Origin of the sequence: Bordetella sp. 02P26C-1, assembly GCF_009763255.1 — a bacterium.
Taxonomy (GTDB): Bacteria; Pseudomonadota; Gammaproteobacteria; order Burkholderiales; family Burkholderiaceae_B; genus Bordetella_A.
In genome coordinates, this window is sequence record NZ_WSJB01000021.1 from 94,753 (window position 1) to 120,605 (window position 25,853).

Consider the following 25,853-nt stretch of genomic DNA (forward strand, 5'->3'; position numbering starts at 1 on the left):
GGCGCGCGCACGGACAGGATTTCCGCCCGTGCTTTGCGCTTGCAATTGCAATACACCCACCGCCAAGAATCTGCGGTGAACATGTTCGACATGTACAAAAATAGGACTGGACCGAGGGAATGCCGCTGCTCGCGGCGATCACGCCGTGCAAATCTCGATTTGCGCACACAAAGAAATGTGTGTTATATTCTTTTTCTTGCAGCGCCCGTAGCTCAGTTGGATAGAGTACTTGGCTACGAACCAAGGGGTCGTGGGTTCGAATCCTGCCGGGCGCGCCAAAAATTAAAAAGGGGTCTCCATTTGGGGACCCCTTTTTTCATGTGCCGGATGTTCGCAGGAAAGCCTGCGGAGATTTTCCCAGCGCGCGGCGAAACATCGCGGTGAAGGCGCTGGGACTGCGATAGCCCAGTTCTGCCGCCACCCGTGCGACAGCTTGTCCGAGAGACAGGCGGTTCACCGCATCGGCCAGGCGTACCTGCTGCACCCACTGCCGATAATTCAAGCCCAATTCTGACTGAAACAGACGGATCAGCGTGCGTCCGCTTGCGCCTACTTCTTCGCCCCATTCATGAACGGTGCGATTCAGATCGGGTTGCAGCAGGATGGTCCGGCAGACGGTCTGCAGCCGACGGTCGCGCGGCCACGGTATGCGAATAGGGATACGTGGGGCGTCGTGTAGTTCGGTCAGCAACAGCGCAGCGATCTGCCCCCCGCGGCCCTCTACCGCGTATTCCTGCGGCTGAGCCGCCAGCGCCAGAATCAGCTCTCGCAATAGCCCGGATACCTCGATTACCTGGCAATGACGCCACAACGTCGCCGCGGCTGCACCATGCAGGTAGAGGCTGCGCATCTGTACGGCGCCCATCATCTCAATACCGTGCGTGACGCCGGGCGGCACCCATAAGGCGCGCAACGGTGGCAGGGTCCAGACGCCGTCCGGCGTGGTGACACGCATGACACCCTCGATGGCATAGATCAGTTGCCCTTCCTCGTGACTGTGCGCGCCGGTCGTCTGGCTAGGCGAGTACGCTTTCGCCAGGGCGGTTACCGGGCGCAAGACGGTGGATGCGGGCTCGATATGAACCAAAGGCGGCAGCGCCTGGGATGGGACGGCAGGTGGCATCACTATGTCACTTAGGCGATAGAAAATGGCACCTCAGTGCGAGAGAGACTTTATACACTGTTTGTTCGCACCCGCCCCGGTTGCCTATTCCGCTCTGTCGTTTGCGAGATGGGTTGCCGGCCTCGATCCAAAACTCCCCGGTTGCCCGGTTAGCTTGCCATGACCACTGTTCCTTCTGCTTCGACCGGTGCTAATGCCGCGACGATTCCCGTTGCTGGCGTTGCGCGGGCAGGTTCCACTAGTTCCATGGTGTCTGATCCGTCAGTGCCCACACCCTCGGGCGGCCCAGCAATGGATGCTTCGGCGGCTAATGTGCCGCAGGCGATGCCTGCGACTTCGTTCAAGGTTCTGGGCGCGATCAGTGTCGCGCACATGATGAACGACATGATCCAGTCGATCCTGTTGGCGATCTATCCGATGCTGAAGGATTCGTTTGATCTCAGCTTTGCCCAAATCGGGATGCTGACGTTGACGTATCAGCTCGCCGCGTCGCTGTTGCAGCCTGGCATTGGCTTGTACACGGATAAACGGCCCATTCCCTATTCGCTGGCGGTGGGCATGGGCTTCACGCTGGTGGGTTTGCTGCTTCTCGCCTATGCACCGTCGTTTCCGTATCTGCTGACCGCGGCGGCGCTGGTCGGAACCGGATCCTCGATTTTTCACCCCGAGTCGTCCCGAGTGGCCCGCATGGCCTCGGGCGGGCGTCATGGTCTGGCACAGTCCTTATTCCAGGTCGGCGGAAATGTGGGCTCCGCGCTTGGGCCATTGCTGGCCGCGTTGATTATTATTCCGCACGGGCAGGGTAGTGTTGCGTGGTTTTCCTGGGCCGCGCTTTTCGGCATCATCGTCCTGATCGGCATCGGGCGTTGGTATGCCGCTAACCGTGCACTGCTCAAGCCACGCGCGCGCAGTGGTGGCCATGTCGTCACATTGAGCCGCAACAAGGTCCTGGGCGCGTTAGGCGTGCTGGCGCTGCTAATTTTCTCGAAATACTTTTACCTCGCCAGTTTGAACAGCTATTTCACGTTTTATTTGATGGACAAGTTCGATGTGTCCATGCGTTCGGCGCAGCTGTACCTGTTCCTGTTCCTGGCGGCTGTCGCGGTCGGCACGCTGGCCGGCGGGCCCGTGGGCGATCGCATCGGTCGCAAGATCGTGATTTGGGTATCTATTCTGGGTGTGACGCCGTTCACGATGATGTTGCCGCATGCAAATCTGTTTTGGACTGGGGTGCTTGTGGTCATCATCGGCGTCATCCTGGCCTCCGCATTTTCCGCCATCGTGGTCTACGCGCAGGAACTTGTGCCAGGGAAGGTCGGAATGATCGCGGGGCTCTTCTTTGGGTTCGCCTTCGGGATGGGCGGACTAGGCGCCGCTGCACTGGGTAGACTCGCCGACGCGACCAGCATTGGATACGTTTATCAGGTGTGTGCTTATCTGCCGCTGCTGGGGCTGGTCGCGTTCTGGTTGCCCGATATCGAGGGAAGGAAGAAAAAAGCAGCCTGAAACTCCGCCGCTGGACAAGTTAAAAAAATCAGTTATAATTTCGCCTCTTCATCAGCGCGCCCGTAGCTCAGTTGGATAGAGTACTTGGCTACGAACCAAGGGGTCGTGGGTTCGAATCCTGCCGGGCGCGCCACTCAGTATTGCAAAAAATGGCACTTCTTTGGAAGTGCCATTTTTTTTCTGATGCGGATATCGATAGTCTCGCCGACATCGGCGCCGCTGATCCCGGTGCTGCCGCGCACCGTGTAGTCGTGCGGTCAGGGTTGACCGCGCACGGAGACGATCACTCTTTTTTGCGGAAAACTCTCACGATCGTCATCAGGATTCCCGGGATAAAAAGCAGCACGCCCGGCACCCCCAACACCAATGCGGGGAACCAATGCCATCCCCATACTTTCCATGCGCCAAGAAAGGCGCCCACGCCCAAGGGAAAGGCAAACCGGCCCAACGCCAGCACGATTGCGCCGATAGCCCATCCTTTACCGAACTCGTATGAGATCCCTTCGTAACCCGCAATCGCGACCGTGATCAGGTACCCAATCAGAACGACCAGGCCCACTACCCCTAGTAATAGCTTCACCTTGCTACTCGCACTCCACCGTATTGTGATTGCATTTTGACACATATGTGGGTGGAAGGACGGTGGTGGGCGCGGGTGGGTTACAACGCCTCGAACACCCCGGCGGCTCCCATGCCTGTGCCGACGCACATGGTGACCATGCCGTACTTGCCACCGGTGCGTCGCAGCCCATGTACTAGCGTGGCGGTGCGTATGGCTCCGCTGGCGCCGAGTGGGTGCCCTAGCGCGATGGCACCGCCAAGAGGGTTGACCTTTTCAGGGTCTAGTCCCAGGTCGCGGATGACGGCAAGTGATTGCGCGGCAAAAGCCTCGTTCAGTTCGATCCAGCTCAGGTCGTCTTGCGAGATACCGCTCTGGGCTAGGGCTTTGGGGATTGCGAACTTGGGGCCTATTCCCATGATTTCCGGCGGAACACCCGCGACCGAGAATCCTACGAAACGTGCCAGCGGTGCGAGATTGAGTTCGCGTACGATGCGCTCGGACACCAGCACAATGGCTGCCGCGCCGTCGGACATCTGCGAGCTGTTGCCCGCCGTGACCGTGCCACGCGCGGCAAATGCCGGCCGAAGCTTGGCCAGCGCTTCGGCGCTGGTGTCGGGGCGTGGGCCTTCATCGCGATCGACCAGGCGTTCAACCACACGCAGGGTGCCGTTTTCACCCGGCAGGTGGTGTTCCACCCGATAGGGGGTGATTTCCGCATCGAAATACCCGGCTGATATCGCGGCGCAGGCCTTTCGATGCGAGGCCAGCGCAAACGCGTCCTGATCCTCGCGCGAGACTTTCCATTGCGCGGCGACTTTCTCGCCAGTCAGGCCCATGCCGTAGGCCATGCCCAGATTGGCATCATCGGCAAAGATCGCGGGGTTGATCGCCACCTTGTTGCCCATGATTTGGGGCATGGCGCTCATGGACTCGGTGCCGGCGGCGATCATGACGTCTGCCATGCCCAGTCGAATCCGCGCGGCGGCATCGGCCACGGCTTGCAAGCCGGATGCGCAGAAACGATTGAGGGTGACGCCGGGCACATTGTCGGGAAGGCCGGCTAACAACAAGCTCATGCGGGCGACATTCATGCCTTGCTCGGCCTCGGGCATGGCGCAGCCGGCGATCACGTCTTCGACCCGGGCAGGGTCCAGGGCGGGGACTTGCGCCAGCACGGCGCGTAGCGCGGCGGCCAGCATGTCGTCCGGGCGGGTGGTGGCGTAGACGCCGTTGCGCTTGCCCACGGGCAGTCGCGTGGCGGCGACGATAAAAGCATCCTGAATTGCGTGGCTCATAGCGGACTCCAATCTTGTCTTGAACAAAGGCGGACGATGGCCGTGACGTGTCACGGGCTGTGCCTTAGTTACGCAGCGGTTTACCCGTTTTGAGGGTGTGTTCGATCCGAGCCTGTGTCTCGGGGGTACGCAGCAGCGCGACGAATTCCCGCCGTTCCACAGCGAGCAGCCATTCCTCGTCCACGTGGGTGCCGGCATCGACTTCGCCGCCGCACAATGCGACCGCCGCGCTGCGGGCCACGCGGTAATCGTGCGCGCTGATCATGCCGCCTTCCCGCATGTTGACGAGCATCATTTCCAGATTGGCGATGCCCGTGCGGCCGGCGACAGGGATGTTGGTGACGGGCAACGGGGGCGCATAGCCGGCGTCGGCCGCGGCACGGGCCTGGCGGATTGCCACCCACAACAACTCATCGGGATGGAACACCACCGGATCATGGGCTCGCGCGTACCCCATCTCGATCGCTTGCAAGGCGCTCTTGGAAACCTGCGCCGTCGCGATTTGCTGGAATACCGGCTGTATGAACGGGAAAACCTCGTTAGGCGTCGCCGTGTGGGCCGCCAATTCCGCCGCGCGCGCGGCCAGTGCCTTGCTGCCGCCCCCTGCTGGCACCAGGCCAACGCCGGCTTCGACCAGCCCGACATAGCTCTCCAACGCCAGCACACGATGGCTGCAATGCATGAGAAATTCGCATCCTCCCCCCAGCGCCATGCCTTGCACGGCGGCGACCGTGGGCACGCGCGCGCGCTGCAATGACAACGAGGCACGCTGGAATTTCGCGACGGTGGCTTCGAGGACATCGAATTGTCCGGCGGCGCACGCTTGCACGACTTGCGACAGATTCGCACCCACCGCGAAGGGCGCCTCGTGCCAGATGACGAGCGCATCCAGATGGCGTTCGCTATGTTCGACCGCGTGCATGACACCGTCGAGCACTTCGTCGCCGATGGTATGCATCTTCGATGTGAATGAAAGAATGCCTATGCCCGCGTCCACCTCGGGTAGATGCCACAGTCGTACGCCGGCGTTCTCCCACAGCGTGATGCCGCGGTCGCTCGCCGTCTCGCCGATCAGACGTTCTGGGAAAAGCTGCCGCTGGTACACGGCAAGAGACGGGCGAGGATGCTGCTTGCCATCGCGTGCGGAATACGATCCCGCCGCGTCATGTACACCGGAGCGATCAGCCGCCCGTACCCAATCGGGAAGCGGCGCATCGCTCATTGCCGTGCCGGCTGCGATGTCTTCGGCGATCGCATCCGCAATACCCTGCCAGCCGGCCGCTTGCCAAGTTTCAAAGGGTCCTTGCGCCCAACCGAATCCCCAACGCATGGCGAGATCCACATCGCGCGCGTTATCAGCAATGTGTTCAAGCTGCTTCGCGCTGTAGTGGAATATGTCGCGAAACAGGCTCCACAGGAACTGCGCCTGCGGATGGGTGCTGGCGCGCAGGGACGCAAAACGTTGAGCGGGATCGCGCTGCTTTAAGATCGCCTCGACCTCGTCGGCGACCGTACCGGCGGCAGGCCGATAGTCGCGCGCGGCGAGATCCAGGACCTGGATTTCTTTGCCTTGCTTGCGATAGACACCGATCCCGGTCTTTTGCCCCAAAGCGCCTTTCTCGATCAGGGCGTTCAACCACGCGGGCAGCTGAAAATAGCGGTGCCAGGGGTCATCGGGCAAATTGTCACGCAAGGTCGATACCACGTGTGCCAGCGTGTCCAAGCCCACCACGTCGGCCGTGCGATACGTCGCGCTTTTAGGGCGGCCGATTTTCGGGCCGGTTAAGGCATCCACCTCGTCAAAACCCAGTCCCCGACGTTCGGTGTGATGCATGGCGGCCAGGATAGCGAAGACGCCGATACGGTTTCCGATGAAGTTCGGCGTATCCTGCGCGCGGATGACGCCTTTGCCCAGCCGGCTTGTCAACCAACTTTCCAAATGATCCAGCACGACTGGCTCGGTATAGGGAGTCGCGATCAGTTCGACCAGACGCATATAGCGCGGGGGGTTGAAGAAATGTACGCCGCAGAAGCGGGTACGCAACGACTCCGGCAGCGACTTGGCCAGCTCGCCGATGGACAGGCCCGAGGTATTGGACGCCAGAATCGCATCCGGCGACACGTGCGGCGCGATACGAGTGTAGAGCGCCGTCTTCCAGTCCATGCGCTCGGCAATCGCCTCGATCACCAGATCGCAGTTGCGCAACTGATCCAGATGGTCGTCGTAGTTCGCGGGGGTGATCAGGGCCAGACGCGAAGGGCTCGCCAGGGGGGCAGGCTCCAGTTTCTTCAGGCCCGCCAACGCTTTTTTGGCGATCCCGTCGCGATCGCCTTCCTTGGCCGTCAAGTCGAAGAGGGTGACGGCGATGCCAGCGTTGGCGAGATGAGCGGCGATCTGCGCGCCCATGACACCGGCTCCTAGGACGGCGGCGTGCTTGACGATAAATCTATTGTTCAAAGCGGTCTCCTGTATCTGCGGCGTCGGGCCAGGTGTGGGCCGCTCGCATGCGTGCGTCTACCATGCGCGCGGAACAGGGGCGAGGTTTACTACCCCTGCGCGACCTGCCGGGTCGCTCGGCAACGGTTGCACCTGACCCATTCTACCGTTCGCGACCGACGCCCGTACGGGAGGCGATACCCAGCCCCACGGCGACGAGGATTGCCGGAACCGCCGGTGTGTTGATGTTACTCAGCATTAGCGTGTTATCTCAAATTTCACTAAAGAAATCCCATGCCTTTCTCAGTTTCCAACCTGACTCAGAACACCCACCGGCAGCTCGAGGGAGCGTCCTTGCCCTTCGGGCTGACCGAAGTGCGAGAGAAGCGCGTCTGCGTCAACCTTGCCGCCCATTTTCTGCAGGATGGCGAGAAACTCACGTTCACCGGATTTGATGGACCGCCGTCACCTTACTTGGAGATAGACACCGAGGCATCCTTCGAAAACCAAGGCCGTACTCTGTTAGCTTATCTAAGCTGGCATGTAGCCACGGCATTGATTAAGGATAAGAATTTAGAGATACAGAACCCGGCAGTCGTGACGGCAGCGCGCGAGGTGGCGGCGCAAATCGGCACGCCCGCGTTCCATGATCTGCTGGACGATGTCGTCGCCCGCGCTGGAATCAAAGTCCAGGGCGAACCCCGGCATGCCACGGAAGTCATTGCGTTGGGCGAGGGGCGGGTCGAGATACGTCGTAGCATTCAGTGGGACAACGCGAGCGCTGATGGCACGGACTTGGGGAAGTTCAAAGCGCTGTGGGCGATGAATTGCGGCCTCAATGACAGCAATCCGGATCGCATCCAGCTGGCTGGGGGAGTAAGTCAGGCCGGCGTATTCATCCTCGACGATCCACATGGCTTGCGAGGTGACGCGCTTGCGTCCAAGCTCAAGGCTCCCACGTTGTTTTCGCAGTTCCTAGGTGCGTTTACCCAGGGGATTGCATACCGTCTCGATCAGGGTGGCCTGAAAAATATAGACGTACGTTTGGACTACGCGACCTATGTGGCGGAGCCGCAAGAGCAGGGCGAGGCGGCTGGCGCGTTGCAGTGGCGAGGATGGGTGGCATCGGGGGAGGCTCCAGAAGCGCACTTTACACTTCCGGCTTCCACAAATGTTCTGCCTTCGCCCGAAGCGGGCGCGCCGCAGCCCCTGGAGCTTCCCGAGAGAAGTGTGTTCTATCTGGCCAATAAGTTCGAGTTCGAATATAGCGCTGAGGGGCTGAGCGAGAAGCAAAAGCTGATAGAGGAAGATCAGCACGCGTTGACGGTGTTGCAATCCGAGGAGACCGCGGCCACAGTCAAATTTGTGGGAGAGTCGCTGGCCACCCGGTTGGAACAGATGTTCTCCGGCGATGATCGCGAGCTTTTCTTTGACAGGTATAAGGACAGCTTAAAGAGCTCGATGTTCAGCTATCCCATTCCCATAGAAAGGCCAGCTTCGTTTGACGCCTTCGTCGACATGCTGAGAACGCACGACGACCCCATAATCTTGCTGTCGATGATCTGGCCGGTGTTCATGGCGGGTCGAGGTGGAGATGGGGAGCCCATGATCGATGCCATATATGCTCACTTGATCGCACCGACAAAGGAGTACTGGCAGGATGAGGAGAAGGCGTCGCGGCCACTTAACCAGTACGCATTTGGGAACAGCAAGACCATTGAATCGGAATTGTTTTCCACCAAGAGATTTCTCCCTTTTGTGAGAGACATCGACTACAAGCGGCCCAATGTCTATTACAGCAACAAGACAATGGGAAAGATGTGGGACAAGAGGCTGCCCTATGTGGCGGGCGTGTCGGGAATGGCCAATCTGACGTGCAAGGTGCTCGATGTGTTGAACCTGCACCCATTTTCGCCGCAGGGCAAGAAATTCTGTGGAGCCATGGCGGCGTTCATTGTGGGCAGTGGTATGCACTCGTACTACGAAGCGAATAAGGCGTTTAACTTTTATGCCCGGGTTCTGACGGCGTCGTCGACAATGGATGCGTACACCACGTTCTCTGATCGTATGGCGTGAACGGGCCGTTGCGGGCGATCTCTCGGCCTCCCGACGTGGGATAGCGGAATGGGGACGCTGCCTAAAACCGCGTTGGGAATTGGGTCGTCCAGGTAAAGATTCCGGCTTGGCGTTACAGTAGCCCGGTATCGCGTCGGATTCAGGCCGGCGCAGTTAATACCGAGGTTTCCATGTTAGATCGCATACCGGCAACACTTGCCAAAGGACGGGCACAATGAGCGATACGCCCGCCGCCCACTGGAATCTAGATCAAATCGTCTCCGGCTTACGCGCCGCGCGCGTGGATTGGCGTGGCCCGCGCGGACGGCTGCGCGAGAATGCCGGCGATCGCGAATTCCCTTCACAGGAAAGTCTGCGAGCCATTTTGCGCCAATTGTGTGGCGCGTTGTTCCCGATGCGCTTGGGCCCCATCGATCTGCGCGCCGAAGTCGAGGACTTTTACGTTGGCCATACGATAGGCGCCGCCTTGGATGCGTTGCTGCATCAAGTCTGTCTGGAGTTGCACCACATGGGCAGGCTGGTGGGCGATGTCGAGCCGGACGAGGTGCTCCATACGCGCGCCGTGCAGATCGTGCGGCAGTTCGGCGCGGCCTTGCCCTCGGTGCGGCGGGCGTTGGATCTGGATGTGATGGCGGCCTATCAGGGAGACCCGGCCGCGCAAAGCGTGGACGAGGTGCTGCTGTGCTACCCGGGCGTAAGCGCGATGATCCATCATCGTCTGGCCAGCGTGCTGTATAAGCTGGGCGTTCCGATGCTCGCGCGTATCGTGGCCGAGATCGCGCACGCGGATACCGGTATCGATATTCACCCTGGCGCCACCATTGGCAAGAGCTTTTTCATCGACCACGGCACGGGTGTGGTGATCGGCGAGACGGCGATCATTGGCGACCGTGTGCGGCTCTATCAGATGGTGACCTTGGGCGCGAAACGCTTCCCGCCCGGCGAGAATGGCGAGCTGAAAAAAGGGCTGCCGCGTCACCCGATCATCGAAGACGATGTGGTGATCTATTCGGGCGCAACCATTCTGGGCCGCGTGACGATCGGTCACGGTTCGGTGATCGGCGGTAATGTCTGGCTCACGCGCAGTGTGCCGCCTGGCAGCAACGTCACGCAGGCGAGTCTGGTTAACAACATGCCCAATTGCGGGCTCGGCAATCCGTGACAGCGGCCGCGTCGGATCTGCAAGCGCTGGGGCAATTCATCGACGGGCACGAGCGGCTGTTCGTGCTGACCGGTGCTGGCTGCAGCATCGGGTCGGGGATACCGACCTATCGCGATGAGAACGGTCACTGGACCCGTAGCCCGCCCATCGACTATCAGCCCTTTATGAGTCACGCGTCGATGCGGGCGCGATACTGGGCGCGCAGTATGGTGGGGTGGCGCCGCTTTGGCTATGCGCATCCGAACGCGGCACATCGCGCGCTGGCATTGCTCGAACAGCAGGGCAAGGTGGAGCTGTTGTTGACGCAAAACGTCGACGGCCTGCACCAGGCCGCCGGCAGCCGCCGGGTCATCGATCTGCATGGACGCTTAGACGAGGTGCGTTGTATGCGTTGCGACTGGCGTCAGTCGCGCGGTGAGTGGCAGGCCACTCTGGACGCGCGCAATCCGGCGTGGATAGAGCTGGACGCCGCGGATGCGCCCGATGGCGATGCCGATCTGGAAGGCGTGGACTTTTCACAGTTCGATGTGCCGGATTGTCCGGTCTGTGGCGGCATCGTCAAGCCGGACGTGGTGTTTTTCGGGGAAGTGATTCCCCCCGAACGCGGCGAGCGCGCACGCGAGGCCCTGCGAAACGCTGATGCAATGCTGGTGGTTGGCTCGTCGCTAATGGTGCATTCGGGCTACCGCTACGTGCGTAGCGCCTTTGAGAACGGCATGCCGATCGCGGCGCTCAATCTGGGCCGCACGCGAGCGGACGCCATGTTCCAGCTGAAGGTGACCGCCCCCTGCGCCGAGGCACTAGATCAACTGTATGGACCTTTTGAAACTGCGGCTGCGAGTTGACCCGGCATGGTTGTGCTGAGCAGTTCGCATCGCGGATTTGTAAGGCATTGAAATCGCTGAAGGTTGTCCTAATGACCCCAGGCTTTCCAGAGGGTTGTCCACAGAAACTGGGGATAACCCTGAGGGCTCGCCGGCCTTGCCTACACTGCCGGGAAATCCTCTCCGAGCAATGCGCGCCGGGTTGCATGCCAGCTGCCCACATCCGGGGCGTACAGCAGGCCGCCCGTACGATGCGTCGGTTTATACGGGCTGGCGTCGAAGTGCGCGGAGAATCCGCCAGCTTCGCGATGCAGCAGCCACCCGGCCGCATGGTCCCAGGGATCGAGCTTGTTGTAGAGCAGCACTTGGCAATGTCCGCTGGCCGCGAGCCGGTATTCGTGCGCGGCGCAGCGTAGCGACGCCGTCGAGCCCAATGACCCCAGATTCGCATTGACGATGCCGCGCAAGGGGGGCGGCAAAAACTCCGTGCTGATCATGCCGTCCATGTCTTCGGGCGGCGCGGGCTGCCCGACTTTCAAGGGCGATTGCGTGCCGTCGCCCGATTCCAGCCACGCGCCTTCGCCGCGTACCGCCATGGCCCAATCGTGGCCTACCGGGTCGTAGATCACACCCGCCAGCACATCGCCGCGATGACAGACCGCCACCATCATGCCAAATAGCGGCAAGCCCGCAACAAAGTTGCGCGTGCCATCGATAGGATCGATCAAGAATGCCAGATCGGCATCCACCAGCATGTTAAGCAGCGCCGGATTGCGTGCCGTGGCCTCTTCGCCCACCATGGTGGCGCCGGGGTAGAGCTTGCTCAGCCGCGAGATGATGAAGCGCTCGGCGGCTTCGTCCGCGTCTGTGACCAGATCGCGCGGCGATGTTTTGGTATGCACCGCCTCGGCCGACAGGCGGCGAAAGCGCGGCATGACTTCGACCTGCGCGGCTTCGGCCAGGATAGCGCCAATACGGCGGATGTCTTCTCGGGTAAAGGAACGGCTCATAGAGGACTTTGCTTAATGATTCCGAAATCTAGCACGTTTAAAAGTGAGGTTTTTGTGACTCAGGGCTTCCCCCTATGCTGCGTAGAGATTCAGGTTGATGTCAGGCAACACTGATTTGATGGCTGAGCTAGATCCGTGATGAGCAGTGTTCTGAAAACCATCTTGCGCCCGTCTTTGTAGGCCAGCGCGATAACGATTCGGAGACAACAGCATGACATGGCAGCAGATCTACGACCCGTTTAGCAATATGCTGATTTCCACCACGCTTGCGGCCTTGCCCGTCGTGGTGATGTTGGCGGCGCTGGGGTTTTTTCATATCAAAGCGCATATCGCCGCCGGCATGGGCTTGATCACGGCGTTACTGGTGGCGATCTTTGCCTACGGGATGCCCGCCGACATGGCCGGCCGCGCGGCGGTGTTCGGTGGGTTCACCGGTCTGCTGCCGATTGGCTGGATTGTGCTCAATATTATTTTCCTGCATCAACTGACCGAGCAGAACGGCAGCTTCCGGGTCTTGCAGGATTCGCTCTCTGGCATTACCGAGGACCGGCGCATTCAGCTGTTGTTGATCGCGTTCAGTTTCGGCGCGTTCTTTGAGGGCGCGGCTGGCTTTGGGACCCCTGTGGCGGTGACGGCGGCGATCTTGATTGGCTTGGGGTTCTCGCCCTTGGCCGCGTCCGGTTTGTCATTGATCGCCAATACCGCACCAGTGGCGTTCGGGGCGTTGGGTACACCGGTCATTACTTTGGCGAAGGTGCATGGCTACGACCTGGAGCTCGTCACGGCGATGATCGGGCGTCAGTTGCCATTCTTCTCGGTCCTCGTGCCGTTTTGGCTGATATGGGCGTTCGCCGGGCGCAAAGGCATGTGGGAAATCTGGCCCGCTATCCTGGTCACGGGCGCATCGTTCGCCATTCCGCAGTATTTGGTCTCGAACTTCATGGGCCCCGAACTGGTGGATATCATCGCCGCGCTGGTGTCGATGGCCTGCCTGGTCGCCTTTTTGCGCGTCTGGCAGCCCAAGCAGATCTGGACCTCGGCCTCGCTGCGTGGCAAGGATTTGAGCGCCGAGGAAGCCAAGCCTGCCCAGCCGCCGGTGCGCCATAGCCGCGAGGCCTTGATTGCCGCGTGGACGCCGTGGGTCATCCTTTCTGTCGTGGTGTTTATCTGGGGCCTGCCGCCGGTCAAGGGATGGCTCAACAGCTTGTTTGCGCCGGCCTATCCCATGCCGGGCTTGCACAATCTGGTCATGAAGGTGCCGCCCGTGGTGCCCAGCGTGCATCCGGAGGCCGCGGTCTATACGCTGAATCTACTGTCGGCTACAGGGACGGCGATTTTGTTGGCGGCCGTGATCAGCGCCTTTGTGATGCGCTATGGGCCCGTGGCGATTGTTCGTACGTTCTTCAAGACCGTGTGGTTGGTGAAGTACTCGCTGCTCACCATCGTGTTGATGTTGGCGTTGGGCACATTGACGCGCTATTCCGGGACCGACACCACGCTGGGCCTGGCGTTCGCCAATACCGGCGTACTGTATCCGTTCTTTGGTACCTTGATGGGATGGCTGGGCGTGGCGCTGACCGGCTCGGATACCGCGTCTAACGTCCTGTTTGGCGGCATGCAGAAAGTCGCGGCGGATCAATTGGGCTTGTCGCCGAACTTGATGGGAGCGGCCAATAGCTCGGGCGGTGTGATGGGCAAGATGATCGATGCGCAATCCATTGTCGTGGCCTCGACCGCGACGCGCTGGTTCAATCATGAGGGCGACATTCTGCGTTATGTGTTTTTCCACTCCATCGCGCTGGCCTGCTTGATGGGCATCCTGGTGACCTTGCAGGCGTATGTGTGGCCATTCTCGGCGATGGTGGTGCGTTGATCGGGCGATGCTCCGGTGACACGGCGATGGCTTGTTTGCATCGCCGTCGCCGCGCCGCGATGCTAGGGCAGGGCGGGAGTGTTACGTAACGCGGCGGCGAGCCCTGCCGCGTTGCGCATGCCCTGGTCTTGATAATTGGTGTTGAGCACGACATGAGTATTGCGCACGCGCTCAGCCAGCCGTTTGATGCTTTGTGCGAGTTCGGCCAGCTCTTCGGGCGAATACTCATATTGGAACCGGCCGGACGAAGCGCCGGTGTTGTTCCCCCAAGCGTCGGCATTGCGACCGTGCAATCGTACGACGGCGAGGTCTGGATGCGTAGCGTCCCACAAGGCTGGCACCGTATTGTCGAATCCTTTCGGGGCATCGACCACCGTATGCACCATGTTGGCCTCACGCAAAACATCCAGCGTCCAAGCCGATGCCGTCTTTGTCGAAAACCAGCTGCGGTGGCGAAACTCCACGCTCATCACGTGTTCATCCATATAGCGCTGGCACTCGCGTAGCAACGCCATGCCGCGCGCGCCGCGCTGAATCCATGGCGCGAATTGAAAGTGAATAGCGTGCAGTTTGCCCGCCAGCCGTAGCGGTTCCAGCGCAATGAGGAATCGTCGCCATAGCTCCTCCTGCAACTCGCGAGGCAGTTGGTGATAGAACAGCTTCGTCTGCCCAGCGAGCTCCTGCTGTATATCGCCAGGCAGATCCTGGGTCGGGGCGGGGTGCCCGGTAAACAGGCGATGGGCTTTAACGTGGAATGCGAAATCCTCGGGCGTACGTTGTGCCCATGCGTGCGCGGCGCGCGCGTCTGGCAAACGATAATAGGTGGCATCCACCTCGAGCAGATTGAATTGCGTGGCGTAATAGCGCAGCCGTGCTTCGGGCGTGCGCACGTCTCGGGGGTAGAAACGGCCGCAGGCTAACAGCGTGGGATCTGTCCAAGAAGCGGTGCCGGTCAGAATATGCATGGTGACAAGGCGGCCTGCCGCTGCGAGCAGGCGGCCAGCAGTTCCGTTATGATCTGTATGAATATACAGTTAATTTGACTTGTGCCGCGTAGGCCTGCTCGGTGAATTGCCGGGCACGCTGTTTCGCTCATCCTTCCAATTTCTACCGCATGTCCGCCGACCTCGACTACCTGTCCGACCTCAATCCGGCCCAGCGCGAAGCCGCGACGTACGGCACAGGCTCGCCCGACGCGCCCGCCTTGCTCGTGATTGCTGGCGCGGGTTCGGGCAAAACCAGCACGCTGGCGCACCGCGTCGCGCATCTGGTGTTGAACGGCGCAGACCCGCAACGGATGCTGCTGCTGACCTTTTCGCGTCGCGCCGCGCTAGAAATGGAACGCCGTGTTGGCAAGGTCTTGCAGCGCGTGATGAAACTGCACTCCAGCCAGAAGGCGCCGTCCTTGCCATGGGCGGGTACGTTTCATAGCATCGGTGCGCGGCTACTGCGCGACTGCGCGGGACGCATCGGCCTGTCTGAGAATTTCACCATACACGATCGCGGCGATGCCGAAGACCTGATGGGCATGGTGCGCCATGAGTTGGGATTCTCGGCCACGGCGGAACGTTTTCCGCTGAAAGGCACGTGCCTGGCCATCTACTCGCGCGTCATCAATAGCCAGTCCCCGGTGGGCGAGGTGCTCAAACACGCGTTTCCGTGGTGCACCCAATGGGAAGACGCCCTCAAACGCCTGTTCGCCGCGTATGTAGAGGCAAAGCAGGATCAACAGGTTCTCGATTACGACGACCTGCTGCTTTATTGGTCAGAGATGATGCAAGACGACGACCTTGCACGCGATGTCGGCGCACGCTTTGATCATGTGCTGGTCGATGAGTATCAGGATACCAATCGCTTGCAATCCGCCATCTTGCTGGCCATGAAACCCGATGGCCGCGGGTTGACCGTCGTGGGCGATGACGCGCAATCGATTTATTCGTTTCGCGCAGCCACCGTGCGCAATATTCTCGACTTCCCTTCGCAGTTCACGCCACCCGCACACATCATTACGCTCGAACGCAACTACCGCTCGACGCAACCCATCCTGGACGCCTCCAATGCGGTCATCGGTCTGGCGCGCGAGCGTTACACCAAGAATCTTTGGACGGACCGAGCCTCCGATATCCGCCCTGCGCTCGTGACGGTCAGTGACGAGGCGGGGCAGGCGCGATGGGTGGCCGATCAGGTGCTGGCGCAACGCGAGACGGGCGCAACGCTGAAGTCGCAGGCCGCGCTCTTTCGCGCGGCGAGCCATAGCGCGGCGCTCGAACTCGAACTGACACGGCGCAATATTCCCTTCGTGAAATTCGGAGGCTTGAAGTTTCTGGAGGCCGCGCATATCAAGGACGTGCTCTCGCTGTTGCGGTGGGCCGAGAATCCCCGCAGCCGACTGGCGGGTTTTCGGGTCGCGCAGCTTTTGCCGGGTGTCGGGCCGGCGATCGCGGGCCGTTTGATGGATGCGCTTGCCGAGGCGGCCGAGCCGATGCATGTGCTCGAATCTTTCAAGCCAGGCAACGCATCCAAATCGGATTGGAATGGCTTGATAGACGCCTATACGGCATTGCGCGATTCCGGTCAGCGCTGGCCCGCGGATCTGGATATCGCCATTGGCTGGTATGCGCCGCAACTCGAGCGTCTCTATGACGATGCCCGTGTGCGTCGCGCGGACCTGGACCAGCTGGCGCGCATCGGCGCGGGCTATGCGAGTCGCGAACGGTTTCTCACCGAACTGACGCTGGACCCTCCCGATGCCACCAGCGCCGAGGCCGGGCCGCCGTTGCGCGATGAAGACTACATGATTCTGTCCACTATCCATTCCGCGAAGGGTCAGGAATGGAAATCCGTCTATGTGCTCAATGTGGTGGATGGATGTATTCCTTCGGACATGAGTACCGGCACGGCCGATGAAATCGAAGAAGAGCGTCGCCTGCTGTATGTCGCGATGACCCGCGCTAAAGAGCGCCTGCACCTGATTGTCCCGCAGCGGTTCTATGTGCATCAGCAGAGCGGCATGGGCGACCGTCATGTCTACGGCAACCGCACGCGCTTTATTCCGGAACCCTTATTGCCGTTATTCGAGGCATTGCCCCCGCCTCCCACTTTGGCGGATTTGCCATTTCGCCGTGGTCAGGCCGCGCCCGCATCCAAGCCGTCCATCGACGTCGGTCAGCGTGTTCGCAAGCTTTTTAGCTAGGCTATGATGCTCAGCATTACTAGGTTGGCATGATTGCTATCCTGGTGGGTCAATGCGGAGGTGGCATGTCGCAGCAGGAGACCATTTCCCCGTCTTTTCCAGATGGGCTGGTGGCATCGGTGGCTTATGTACGCGGGCAACGCTTCCGCGATGTGCCGCTGGACGAGATCAAGTCGCACACCATCGCGGACGAACACCTGCTGTGGATCGGATTACGCAACCCCGATGCGTCGCTGTTGGAACGTGTGTTGGAAGACCTCGGCATCCAGCCCAAGGCTCGCGAGGAAATGCTCGAGGTGCATCGCCGCCCCAAAGTCATCGATTTCGGGCATTGTGTGCTGGTCGTCGGCATAACTGTGGAGGTGGGTCAGGGCAGACCGAGCTTTGGCGAAACCCAGATCGTGATTGGCGATGGCTATCTGGTCACGGTGCGGCGAGGGGCGACCGCCAATCACAGCGGCTTGCGCGAGCGACTGGAGTCGGCGCCAGACCTTTTGCGGCGGGGCAGCGACTATGTCGCGTCGGAGTTGCTGGATTTGTTGGTCGACCGCTATGTCGAGGCGGCCGCCAAACTGGAAGCCGTGGTCGAAGGCGCCGAGCAGAAGCTGATGATTCGCGGCGCGAAGGACGCGGACATTCGAACGATCTATCGCCAGCGGCGCGACCTGCTGCGGGTCCACACGGTGATTTCGCCTTTGGCCGAGATCTGTCGTCGACTGGCTACGCTGGAGATGACCAATATCGATCCTGAGGCGCGTCCGTATTTTTCGATCGTGGCGGATCGGGTCAAGCGGGTGGACGAATTGGTCAGCGGCCTGCGGGAAACGCTGGCTTTCGCGTTCGAGGCGAGCCTGATGATGGCGCAGACCCAGCAGAATGACATCATGCGCAGGCTAGCCGCGTGGGCGGCCATCCTCGCAGTGCCCACCGCGGTGGCGGGGATTTACGGCATGAACTTCGAATTCATGCCGGGCCTGCAGACGCCGTGGGGGTTTCCGCTGACCTTAGCCGGGATCGGCGCGGTGTGTGGTTGCCTGTATTGGCGATTCCGAAAGGCGGGCTGGCTCTAGCCGATTGCGCCGTTTCAGTCGCGAGCACCTCTGATTACAACCAGGTCCATAACGGCGCTGCTCAGTTGATCATGCCAGTTCGACCGTAATATATAGCGGTTGTGGCAAACTGTAAGCCAGCGTTTTTTAAGGAATAATTTGATTTTGCGTAGACGGTCGTCGCGCGGTCGCCCCGGCCGCAATCTGAGAATCGGGCTAGGGCTGGCCATTGCCGCACTGGCGCTTTGGTGGGCGCAGGGCCCGGACTTCCACTCCACCCGCGAGCCGGATATCGCGCGGTCGACGCAGCAACCAGCGGCTCCGCAAGAATCCGCGGCGCAGACATCGCCGTCGCCGGCCGTCTTGCGAGTGGGGGCCTCGCCTGCGGGGAAGTACACGCTGAACGGTGTGGTCAGCAAAGTCGCCGATGGAGACACCGTGACCATCACTGTCAGTGGCAAGTCGCGCCGTGTACGGCTCGACAGTATCGACGCGCCGGAAATCGGCCATAGCGAAACCGAACCCGGGCAGCCCTATGCCGAGGCATCCCAACGCTATCTCGAGGGTCTGGTTGGCGGCAAGCGCATCACGGCGCAGTGCTATGAAAAGGATCAGTACAACCGTGAACTCTGTGCCCTGGTGCTCCCAGATGGCGACTCGGTCAACCGTTTGATGGTCGCGAATGGCTTCGCCTGGGCCTATACCGCGCGGCGGGGCGAATATTTGCGCGACACCGCGCTGCGCAGTCTGCAAGAGCAAGCACGCGAGGCGGGGCGCGGCCTGTGGGCGCAAGGCGGTCCGACCGAGCCGTGGAAATGGCGCTACGACTGCTGGCGCAACCAGCGTTGCGAGCATCCCTGATCGATTTCGCCCGGCGGTTCACAGCGAGGGGGCCCTATCGGGCCCCCTAATCGTTGTAGCTTTGCTATGCTTTGCCCAGCTTGAAACCGGTTACTACACGGAAACATTGTATGGGCGAATGGTTGAAACGGACGTGGATCGTCGTGCTGGTCTCGCTGGCGGCAGCCCTGGCTGGCTGCTCCCGGGATCCGATCAATAGCCCCTATGAAACTGGCGCGATGTCCGAAAACGCCTTGTATACGGCGTTCGTCAGGCAATCGCCCAAGTACCTCGATCCCGCGCTTTCCTATTCCAGCGACGAGACGCCATTTACCTACAATATTTACGAGCCGCTGTATCAGTATCACTACCTCAAGCGGCCCTACGAATTAATCCCTCGCGCGGCGGCGCAGATCGCGCCGCCGCGCTATCTGGATGCGCAAGGCAATGTCTTGCCGGAGGACGCACCGGGCGAACAAATCGCGCAAAGCGTCTACGACATTCCGATCCAAAAAGATATCCTGTTCCAGCCGCATCCCGCCTTCGCGCGCGATGCACAGGGTGGCTATACCTACTATCCGCTCAAGCCCGGCGACATCGATGGCAAGTACTACCTGACAGACTTCAAGGAAACAGGCACGCGCGCGCTCACGGCCGCCGATTATGTATATGGGATCCGCCGCCTCGCCAGCCCGCGCGTGGCCTCGCCGATTTATTCGCTGTTGGCCGAATATATAGTCGGGATGCGCGAATATGGCGAACGCTTGAAAGCGCGCGATCAGGCCTTGCGTAAAGGCTTGCCGGCCGGCGAGCGCGATCTCCCCTGGCTGGATCTACGTGAATCCGATGGATTCGACGGCGTCCAGGCCCTGGATGACCACACCTTGCGCATTCGTATTCGTGGCAAGTATCCGCAGTTCAAATACTGGCTTGCCATGACGTTTACCGCGCCTATCCCATGGGAAGCCGATCGGTTCTATAGCCAACCCGGGATGGCGGCACACAATCTGTCACTCAACACCTGGCCGGCCGGCACTGGGCCCTACATGCTGGTGGAGTCCTTGCAGAATCGGCGACATGTGCTGGCGCGCAATCCCAATTTCCGTGGCGAACCCTATCCCTGCGAAGGCGAGCCCGGCGATCGCGCGGCGGGTCTGTTGGCCGATTGCGGCAAGCTCACGCCGTTCATGGACACCATCGTCTTCAACATCGAGAAAGAGGCGTTCCCCTTAAGCGGCAAGTTCATGCAGGGCTATTACGATATCCCGCAAGTCGAACGCGGAGACTTCGGCGTGGCCATGCGCGTGGCTGCCAGCGATTCGCCGGAAAAGGCAGAAACCTACCGCGAACACGGGATCCAGTTGCCGACGACGGTCGAGACGTCCATCTGGTATCTCGGCTTTAACTGGCTGGACCCCGTGGTAGGGCAGGGCGATACGCCCGAGCAGCAGGAAAAGAATCGCAAGCTGCGTCTGGCCATCAGTATCGCGTTTAATTGGGAAGAATATATCGCCGTCTTCCAGGACGATCAGGCGGTGTCCGCCTATGGGCCGGTGCCGCCTGGCGTATTGGGCTATCGCCCGCCACCCGAAGGCATCAACCCCGAGGTCTACGACCTCGTCGATGGCAAACCCAAGCGTAAATCGTTGGAGGTCGCCAAACAGCTGCTCGCCGAGGCAGGCTATCCCGATGGCCGCGATGCCAAGACCGGTGCGCCGCTGGTGCTGCACTACGACGCGATGACGGGCGGGGGCAGCAATCCGCAATTCGACTGGATGCGTCGGCAGTTGGCGCAGCTGGGCATCCAACTGGATGTGCGATCCACCGACTATGGCCGTTTCCAGGACAAGATGCGGCGCGGCGCGGCGCAGATGTTCATGTGGGGCTGGTTGGCCGACTATCCCGATGCGGAAAACTTTTTGTTCCTGCTATATGGGCCTAACGGCAAGGTCGAGCACGGTGGCGAGAACGCCGCCAACTACAACAGCCCCAAATTCAATCAGTTGTTCGAGCAACTTAAATACCTGGACGATGGCCCAGAGAAAGTCGCGCTGATCGATCGCATGCAGGCCATCGTGCAACACGATGCGCCGTGGATGTTCGGCTATTTCCCTATGTCGGGTGGCGCCTATCAACAATGGGTAGGCAATGCCAAGCCTACCCAGATGGTGCGCAACACGCTGCAGTACATCAAGCTCGATCCCGAGTTGCGTGTCGAAAAAGTCAAGGAATGGAATACCCCCCGTTGGTGGCCGCTGTGGCTGGTCGCGCTCGCCATTGCATTGGCGATCTGGCCGTCATATCGAGCGTTAAAGCGCCGCGAACGGCAAACCGCGTTCGATACGAGCGTGGATAGTCCGGGTGCCTCGCCGTCTCAGGAGTCGCAATCATGATCGGTTATGTTATTCGCCGCCTGCTATACGGCGTCCTGATCTTGATCGGGGTGAATCTATTGACCTTCATCCTGTTCTTTGCCGTCAATACGCCCGACGATATGGCGCGCCTGGCGATCGGTGGGCAACGTGTCAGCCAAGAGGCGATTGATCGCTGGAAAACAGAACATGGTTATGACAAGCCGCTGTTCTTTAACACCAAGGCCGAGGGCACGGATCGCGTCACGGACACGGTGTTCTATCAACGTTCGGTGCCGCTATTGACGATGGACTTTGGTTTATCCGACGGGGGGCGCGATATCAGTCGGGAGATCAAGCTGCGAATGGGTCCGAGCCTCGCTTTGGCTATACCGACGTTCCTGCTGGGCCTTTTTGCAAGCGTCATATTTTCGCTGACCCTCGTGTATTTTCGCGCCACGAAACTCGACTTCTGGGGCGTGGTGATATGCGTGATACTGCTTTCGATATCGAGTCTTTTCTACATCATCGCAGGACAATGGTTGTTCGCGAAGATGCTGCGTCTCGTGCCGTATTCGGGCTATGTGAGTGGTATTGATATGGTCAAGTTCCTGGCCCTGCCGGTGCTCGTGGGTATTGTTGCGCGTCTGGGGCCGGAGGCGCGGTTTTATCGGGCGCTGTTTCTCGAAGAGGTGGGTAAGGACTATGTGCGTACCGCGCGCGCCAAGGGCCTGACCGAACGCGTGGTGCTGCTACGCCATGTGCTGCGCAACGCCATGCTGCCGATTTTGACCGGCACGGTCTCGGCCATTCCGTTGCTGTTCATGGGAAGCCTGATTGCCGAATCGTTCTTTGGCATTCCGGGGTTGGGTAGCTACACCATCGACGCCATCAACGCACAGGACTTCTCTATCGTGCGCGCGATGGTGTTCCTGGGCGCTGCCCTCTATATCGTCGGGCTGATTTTGGCGGATCTTTCCTACACCTTGGCTGACCCGCGCGTGCGTTTTGAGTGACCGACATGCCTAAACTTGTATTTCTGTGGACGGATATTGCGCTCTTCTTGCTGGTGGCCGCCGTGCTTTGGTATGCGTGGCGCGTCAGTCGCAGTGTGAACCTGCGCGCGACGTGGGGGCGCGTGGCGCGCGACGCTTCGGCGATGAGCGCAACGGTGGTGCTGCTGGCCTTTGTAGCGGTGGGGTTGCTCGATTCGATTCATTATCGTCCGCAATTGCCGCCGGCGGCTGGAGCAGCGGCGGATGCTCCGCCCGTGTACGCGCCGGCCGTGAAATCCTTGCTCGACCGTCTGTTGGACGATACGGTGTTGACCAAGCCCGAGAGGACCTACTCTGCGCCATTGGCGGCGCATCAGTTCACCAAGGCGACAGAGCTTATCGATGGCCACCCCGTGCGCGACTATCCGCGCCTGCGTAGCGGCGGCGCGCATCTCGGTGATCCCGAAGCCGAGCTCAGCGCTGACGTGTTGCGGCGACTGTCGTGGGGCTTGGCGGGTGGCGCCATCGTCGCTGTACTTGGGGTTCTCCTATTGGCCTGCTCACTGCGCAAATGCCACGGGGGCATGGCGGTCGCGTTGACCGCCATCGCGCGCGCTCGCACCGAATTGCCCTGGCGGGCAATGGCTATCACCTTTGTGGTGTTAAGCCTTGTGGGCGGCGCGGTCGTGGGCTTGGCTAGCGGATATCACGTATTCGGCACCGACCGCACTGGCAACGATGTGTTATGGCAAGCCTTGAAAAGCATACGCACGGCGCTAGTGATCGGCAGCCTGACCACCGTGGCGATGCTGCCGCCGGCGATCGGGTTCGGGCTCGCGGCCGGTTATTTCAAGGGCAAGGTCGACGATGCGATCCAGTACATCTACACCACGCTGACTTCGATTCCGGGCGTGCTGCTGGTGGCGGCCTGCGCGCTGATGATGCAGGTCTACATCGATACGCATCCCGACCTCTTCGATACCTCCGCCGCGCGCGCGGATTTGCGTTTATTCATGCTGTGCATGATTCTGGGGCTCACAGGTTGGTCGGGATTATGCCGCCTACTGCGCGCCGAGGTGTTGAAGCTACGCGAGCTGGAATACGTGCAGGCCGCACGCGCATTCGGCGTCTCGCATTGGCGCATCATGCGCAGGCATCTCTTGCCGAATGTGATGCACCTGGTGCTGATCACCATGGCGTTGGAATTTTCTGGCTTGGTACTGTATGAGGCCGTGCTGTCGTATCTGGGGATAGGCGTGGACCCTGGCATGAATTCGTTCGGTTCCATGATCGACAGTGCCCGTTTCGAGATGTCGCGCGATCCTATGGTGTGGTGGAATCTGTTGACGGCGTTCATCTTCATGCTGGCTCTGGTGCTATCGGCCAATCTATTTGCCGATGCCGTGCGCGAGGCTTTCGACCCACGCACGCGACGTTATCGGGTCAAACTAGGCTCCACGAAAGCGGTGGCGTCTTCCAACAAAGGGGCGGCAGCATGAATGCCTCATCGCCATCACTGCTCTCGATCGACGGACTGGAAGTCGCCATCGCTGGTGAACAAGGGCTGACGCATGCGGTGAAACGGTTGCAGCTTGCCATCGAACGGGGCGAGACCTTTGCGTTAGTGGGTGAGTCGGGATGCGGCAAGAGCATGACCGCCATGGCCTTGTTGCGCTTGTTGCCCGACGCGGCCCGCATTGTCGCCGGTCAAGTCGCGCTGGAAGGGTTGGATCTGAATCGTTTGCCAGAAAGTCAGATGCGCGGCGTGCGTGGCGGGCGTATCGGCATTATTTTCCAGGAGCCTTCGACCAGCCTGAATCCCGTGATGCGCGTAGGCGATCAGATCATGGAGACCCTGCTTGCGCATACACCGCTACGCGGTAACGCGGCCCGCGCGCGAGCCATCGAGTGGTTGCGTCGAGTAGGCATCCCCGAACCCGAACGCCGTATTGACGATTTTCCCTTTCAGTTCTCCGGCGGGCAAAAGCAGCGCATCATGATCGCTATCGCGTTGGCGGCGGAGCCTGCGTTGTTGATTGCCGATGAGCCGACCACCGCGCTCGATGTCACCGTACAGGCGCAGGTGCTGGATCTGCTGGCCGAGATACAGCGCGAAATGGGCATGGCGATTCTGTTGATCACCCACGACCTGGCCGTGGTGCGTCATGTCGCTCAACACGTTGCGTTGATGCGCGCGGGCGAGATCGTCGAAAGCGCGGCGGCCGATGAGTTCTTTGCCAATCCCAAACATCCCTACGCCCGCGAGCTTTTCGCGGCGATACCGACGTACGAGAAGCGAGGGCGGCCGTTGTCGGCTGTGTCTGTCACCCCTGCTGCCGTGGTAGCGACGACGCAGCAGAACAATGACGCTATATCTCAGGATACGACTGCATCGCGCGCTGCCGGCGACCACGGCGTTGGCGAAATCATCCTTGAAGTGCAGGACTTGCTCGTCCATTATCCTGTGCGCAAAGGATTGCTGCGGCGCATTGACTCCTGGGTTCAGGCCGTCAATAGCGTCACCTTTGATCTGCGTGCGGGCGAGACGCTGGCACTCTTGGGCGAATCAGGCTGCGGCAAGACGACCACGGGCAAAGCACTGCTGCGCCTCATCAGCGGCGCCAAGATCACCGGACGAGCGCTACTTAACGGACAAGACCTGCTGAGCGCTGGCCCGGGTGAGTTGCGGCGTTTGCGGCAGGACATACAGATCGTTTTTCAAGATCCATTCGCTTCGCTCAATCCACGCATGCGCGTAGGCGAAATTCTCGATGAAGGCATCGCCTCGCTGCGCCCCGATATGTCGCCAGCGGCACGGGCGGCACGGACGCAGCGGTTGCTACAACGCGTGGGCTTGCCCGCCAATGCTCATCAACGTTACCCCCATGAGTTCTCTGGTGGGCAGCGGCAACGCATCGCCATCGCGCGTGCGTTGGCGGTGGAGCCCAAGGTACTGATTTGCGATGAGCCTACATCGGCCCTCGATGTTTCGGTACAAGCGCAGATTCTCGACCTCTTACGCGAATTGCAGGCCGAGCTGGGCATCGCGTATCTGTTTATCACGCACAACTTTGGCGTAGTCGAATATCTCGCCGACCGGATTGCCATTATGCATGGCGGTCGCATCGTCGAATCGGGATCGGCGGATGCCGTTCTGCACGCGCCGCAGCATGACATGACTCGCCGATTGCTTGCGGCGGTGCCGCGGCTCTGAATATTCGGATAATCCGCCGAATAATTCGCAAATGTTTCGCAGGTTTTATGTGTATCTTCGCGCCTAATGGTATTTACTAATTGTTGAATCTATTGCGATATTAGCTAATACATTCATGCGTACTTTGTAGCGAGAATATGCTACCGAAACTTTTAGTGTCGGATGTCAATGCATATATCCGTTAGTTGCGCATATGCAACGAGTATTAAAGATTTTTAACGTGGAAGCTTTTTTACCTAAAGTAAAAAACGTACAATTTGATAACGTTAATATCGGCAGAATTCATCACGTTCGGACACATTTGACGCCAGGTGCGCCAGCTCCTTCTACCCCAGTCACGGGG

At 60.2% G+C, this 25,853-nt stretch carries 18 protein-coding genes and 2 tRNA genes; 14 read left to right on the forward strand and 6 right to left on the reverse strand.

Features of this window, described 5'->3' with window-relative positions; genetic code table 11:
* The first annotated feature begins 201 nt into the window (after positions 1-201).
* A tRNA-Arg gene (locus GOQ28_RS12540) sits at positions 202-278 on the forward strand.
* Between the two features lie 38 nt (positions 279-316).
* Here the strand turns inward: GOQ28_RS12540 and GOQ28_RS12545 are convergent.
* The gene (locus GOQ28_RS12545) at positions 317-1,123 is read right to left on the reverse strand and encodes an AraC family transcriptional regulator (protein ID WP_160356684.1); all 807 of its coding nucleotides are present in this window, start codon (positions 1,121-1,123) and stop codon (positions 317-319) included.
* A 246-nt stretch (positions 1,124-1,369) separates the two neighbouring features.
* On the opposite strand from GOQ28_RS12545, the gene GOQ28_RS12550 reads away from it, so the two are divergent.
* On the forward strand, positions 1,370-2,629 hold the full coding sequence (locus tag GOQ28_RS12550) for an MFS transporter (RefSeq protein WP_160356720.1): 1,260 nt from the start codon (positions 1,370-1,372) through the stop codon (positions 2,627-2,629).
* Positions 2,630-2,685: 56 nt separating this feature from the next.
* A tRNA-Arg gene (locus GOQ28_RS12555) sits at positions 2,686-2,762 on the forward strand.
* 150 nt (positions 2,763-2,912) lie between these two features.
* Here the strand turns inward: GOQ28_RS12555 and GOQ28_RS12560 are convergent.
* The 3 genes from GOQ28_RS12560 to GOQ28_RS12570 form a co-directional block, all read right to left on the reverse strand.
* Entirely contained in the window at positions 2,913-3,209 is a 297-nt protein-coding gene (locus tag GOQ28_RS12560) for a hypothetical protein (RefSeq protein WP_160356685.1), read from the reverse strand.
* Positions 3,210-3,289: 80 nt separating this feature from the next.
* Positions 3,290-4,486, reverse strand: coding sequence for an acetyl-CoA C-acyltransferase (locus GOQ28_RS12565; RefSeq protein ID WP_160356686.1), 1,197 nt, complete (start codon positions 4,484-4,486; stop codon positions 3,290-3,292).
* Between the two features lie 64 nt (positions 4,487-4,550).
* Positions 4,551-6,944 (reverse strand): 3-hydroxyacyl-CoA dehydrogenase/enoyl-CoA hydratase family protein, encoded by a 2,394-nt coding sequence (locus GOQ28_RS12570; RefSeq protein WP_160356687.1) that lies wholly within the window; start codon positions 6,942-6,944, stop codon positions 4,551-4,553.
* A 273-nt stretch (positions 6,945-7,217) separates the two neighbouring features.
* Here GOQ28_RS12570 and GOQ28_RS12575 point away from each other — a divergent pair, with 273 nt between their 5' ends.
* The 3 genes from GOQ28_RS12575 to GOQ28_RS12585 all read left to right on the forward strand — a co-directional run bounded on the left by GOQ28_RS12575 (position 7,218) and on the right by GOQ28_RS12585 (position 11,006).
* Positions 7,218-8,999 (forward strand): hypothetical protein, encoded by a 1,782-nt coding sequence (locus GOQ28_RS12575; RefSeq protein WP_160356688.1) that lies wholly within the window; start codon positions 7,218-7,220, stop codon positions 8,997-8,999.
* Between the two features lie 214 nt (positions 9,000-9,213).
* The gene (gene epsC, locus GOQ28_RS12580) at positions 9,214-10,161 is read left to right on the forward strand and encodes a serine O-acetyltransferase EpsC (RefSeq protein WP_160356689.1); all 948 of its coding nucleotides are present in this window, start codon (positions 9,214-9,216) and stop codon (positions 10,159-10,161) included.
* Positions 10,158-11,006, forward strand: a complete 849-nt coding sequence (locus GOQ28_RS12585; protein WP_160349031.1) for an NAD-dependent protein deacetylase — start codon at positions 10,158-10,160, stop codon at positions 11,004-11,006. Before epsC ends, GOQ28_RS12585 begins: the two co-directional genes overlap by 4 nt.
* Before the next feature lie 140 nt (positions 11,007-11,146).
* Here the strand turns inward: GOQ28_RS12585 and GOQ28_RS12590 are convergent, their stop codons facing one another.
* A complete protein-coding gene (locus GOQ28_RS12590; RefSeq protein ID WP_160349032.1) occupies positions 11,147-11,995 on the reverse strand; it encodes an inositol monophosphatase family protein in 849 nt (282 codons plus the stop codon).
* Positions 11,996-12,206: 211 nt separating this feature from the next.
* Between GOQ28_RS12590 and GOQ28_RS12595 the strand changes: the two genes are divergently transcribed.
* Entirely contained in the window at positions 12,207-13,868 is a 1,662-nt protein-coding gene (locus tag GOQ28_RS12595) for an L-lactate permease (protein WP_160356690.1), read from the forward strand.
* A 62-nt stretch (positions 13,869-13,930) separates the two neighbouring features.
* On the opposite strand, the gene GOQ28_RS12600 is transcribed toward GOQ28_RS12595, so the two are convergent.
* Positions 13,931-14,833, reverse strand: a complete 903-nt coding sequence (locus GOQ28_RS12600; protein WP_160356691.1) for a DUF72 domain-containing protein — start codon at positions 14,831-14,833, stop codon at positions 13,931-13,933.
* Between the two features lie 149 nt (positions 14,834-14,982).
* On the opposite strand from GOQ28_RS12600, the gene GOQ28_RS12605 reads away from it, so the two are divergent.
* The 7 genes from GOQ28_RS12605 (at position 14,983) to GOQ28_RS12635 (ending at position 25,510) form a co-directional block, all read left to right on the forward strand.
* On the forward strand, positions 14,983-17,061 hold the full coding sequence (locus GOQ28_RS12605; RefSeq protein ID WP_160356692.1) for an ATP-dependent helicase: 2,079 nt from the start codon (positions 14,983-14,985) through the stop codon (positions 17,059-17,061).
* Between the two features lie 65 nt (positions 17,062-17,126).
* On the forward strand, positions 17,127-18,131 hold the full coding sequence (locus GOQ28_RS12610) for a magnesium and cobalt transport protein CorA (protein WP_160356693.1): 1,005 nt from the start codon (positions 17,127-17,129) through the stop codon (positions 18,129-18,131).
* Positions 18,132-18,275: 144 nt separating this feature from the next.
* Positions 18,276-18,971 carry a thermonuclease family protein gene (locus GOQ28_RS12615; protein WP_236844329.1) on the forward strand — a complete coding sequence of 232 codons (696 nt, stop codon included), beginning with the start codon at positions 18,276-18,278 and terminating at the stop codon, positions 18,969-18,971.
* Between the two features lie 110 nt (positions 18,972-19,081).
* Positions 19,082-21,343 (forward strand): ABC transporter substrate-binding protein, encoded by a 2,262-nt coding sequence (locus GOQ28_RS12620; RefSeq protein ID WP_160356694.1) that lies wholly within the window; start codon positions 19,082-19,084, stop codon positions 21,341-21,343.
* Positions 21,340-22,317: an ABC transporter permease gene (locus GOQ28_RS12625; RefSeq protein ID WP_160349038.1), complete on the forward strand. Its 978-nt coding sequence runs from the start codon at positions 21,340-21,342 to the stop codon at positions 22,315-22,317. The genes GOQ28_RS12620 and GOQ28_RS12625 overlap by 4 nt, the downstream gene beginning before the upstream one ends.
* A gap of 5 nt (positions 22,318-22,322) precedes the next feature.
* Positions 22,323-23,795: an ABC transporter permease gene (locus GOQ28_RS12630; RefSeq protein WP_160356695.1), complete on the forward strand. Its 1,473-nt coding sequence runs from the start codon at positions 22,323-22,325 to the stop codon at positions 23,793-23,795.
* Entirely contained in the window at positions 23,792-25,510 is a 1,719-nt protein-coding gene (locus GOQ28_RS12635) for an ABC transporter ATP-binding protein (RefSeq protein WP_160356696.1), read from the forward strand. Before GOQ28_RS12630 ends, GOQ28_RS12635 begins: the two co-directional genes overlap by 4 nt.
* The last annotated feature ends 343 nt before the right edge of the window (positions 25,511-25,853 follow it).

What these genes read in the sequence shown, in the direction of transcription:
- GOQ28_RS12635 (WP_160356696.1), top strand. Translation starts at nt 23,792, where the DNA reads ATGAATGCCTCATCGCCATCACTGCTCTCGATCGACGGACTGGAAGTC.
- GOQ28_RS12605 (WP_160356692.1), top strand. Translation starts at nt 14,983, where the DNA reads ATGTCCGCCGACCTCGACTACCTGTCCGACCTCAATCCGGCCCAGCGC.
- GOQ28_RS12575 (WP_160356688.1), top strand. Translation starts at nt 7,218, where the DNA reads ATGCCTTTCTCAGTTTCCAACCTGACTCAGAACACCCACCGGCAGCTC.
- GOQ28_RS12550 (WP_160356720.1), top strand. Translation starts at nt 1,370, where the DNA reads ATGGTGTCTGATCCGTCAGTGCCCACACCCTCGGGCGGCCCAGCAATG.
- GOQ28_RS12590 (WP_160349032.1), bottom strand. Translation starts at nt 11,995, where the DNA reads ATGAGCCGTTCCTTTACCCGAGAAGACATCCGCCGTATTGGCGCTATC.
- GOQ28_RS12565 (WP_160356686.1), bottom strand. Translation starts at nt 4,486, where the DNA reads ATGAGCCACGCAATTCAGGATGCTTTTATCGTCGCCGCCACGCGACTG.
- epsC (WP_160356689.1), top strand. Translation starts at nt 9,214, where the DNA reads ATGAGCGATACGCCCGCCGCCCACTGGAATCTAGATCAAATCGTCTCC.
- GOQ28_RS12630 (WP_160356695.1), top strand. Translation starts at nt 22,323, where the DNA reads ATGCCTAAACTTGTATTTCTGTGGACGGATATTGCGCTCTTCTTGCTG.
- GOQ28_RS12620 (WP_160356694.1), top strand. Translation starts at nt 19,082, where the DNA reads ATGGGCGAATGGTTGAAACGGACGTGGATCGTCGTGCTGGTCTCGCTG.
- GOQ28_RS12545 (WP_160356684.1), bottom strand. Translation starts at nt 1,123, where the DNA reads ATGCCACCTGCCGTCCCATCCCAGGCGCTGCCGCCTTTGGTTCATATC.
- GOQ28_RS12595 (WP_160356690.1), top strand. Translation starts at nt 12,207, where the DNA reads ATGACATGGCAGCAGATCTACGACCCGTTTAGCAATATGCTGATTTCC.
- GOQ28_RS12625 (WP_160349038.1), top strand. Translation starts at nt 21,340, where the DNA reads ATGATCGGTTATGTTATTCGCCGCCTGCTATACGGCGTCCTGATCTTG.
- GOQ28_RS12610 (WP_160356693.1), top strand. Translation starts at nt 17,127, where the DNA reads ATGTCGCAGCAGGAGACCATTTCCCCGTCTTTTCCAGATGGGCTGGTG.
- GOQ28_RS12600 (WP_160356691.1), bottom strand. Translation starts at nt 14,833, where the DNA reads ATGCATATTCTGACCGGCACCGCTTCTTGGACAGATCCCACGCTGTTA.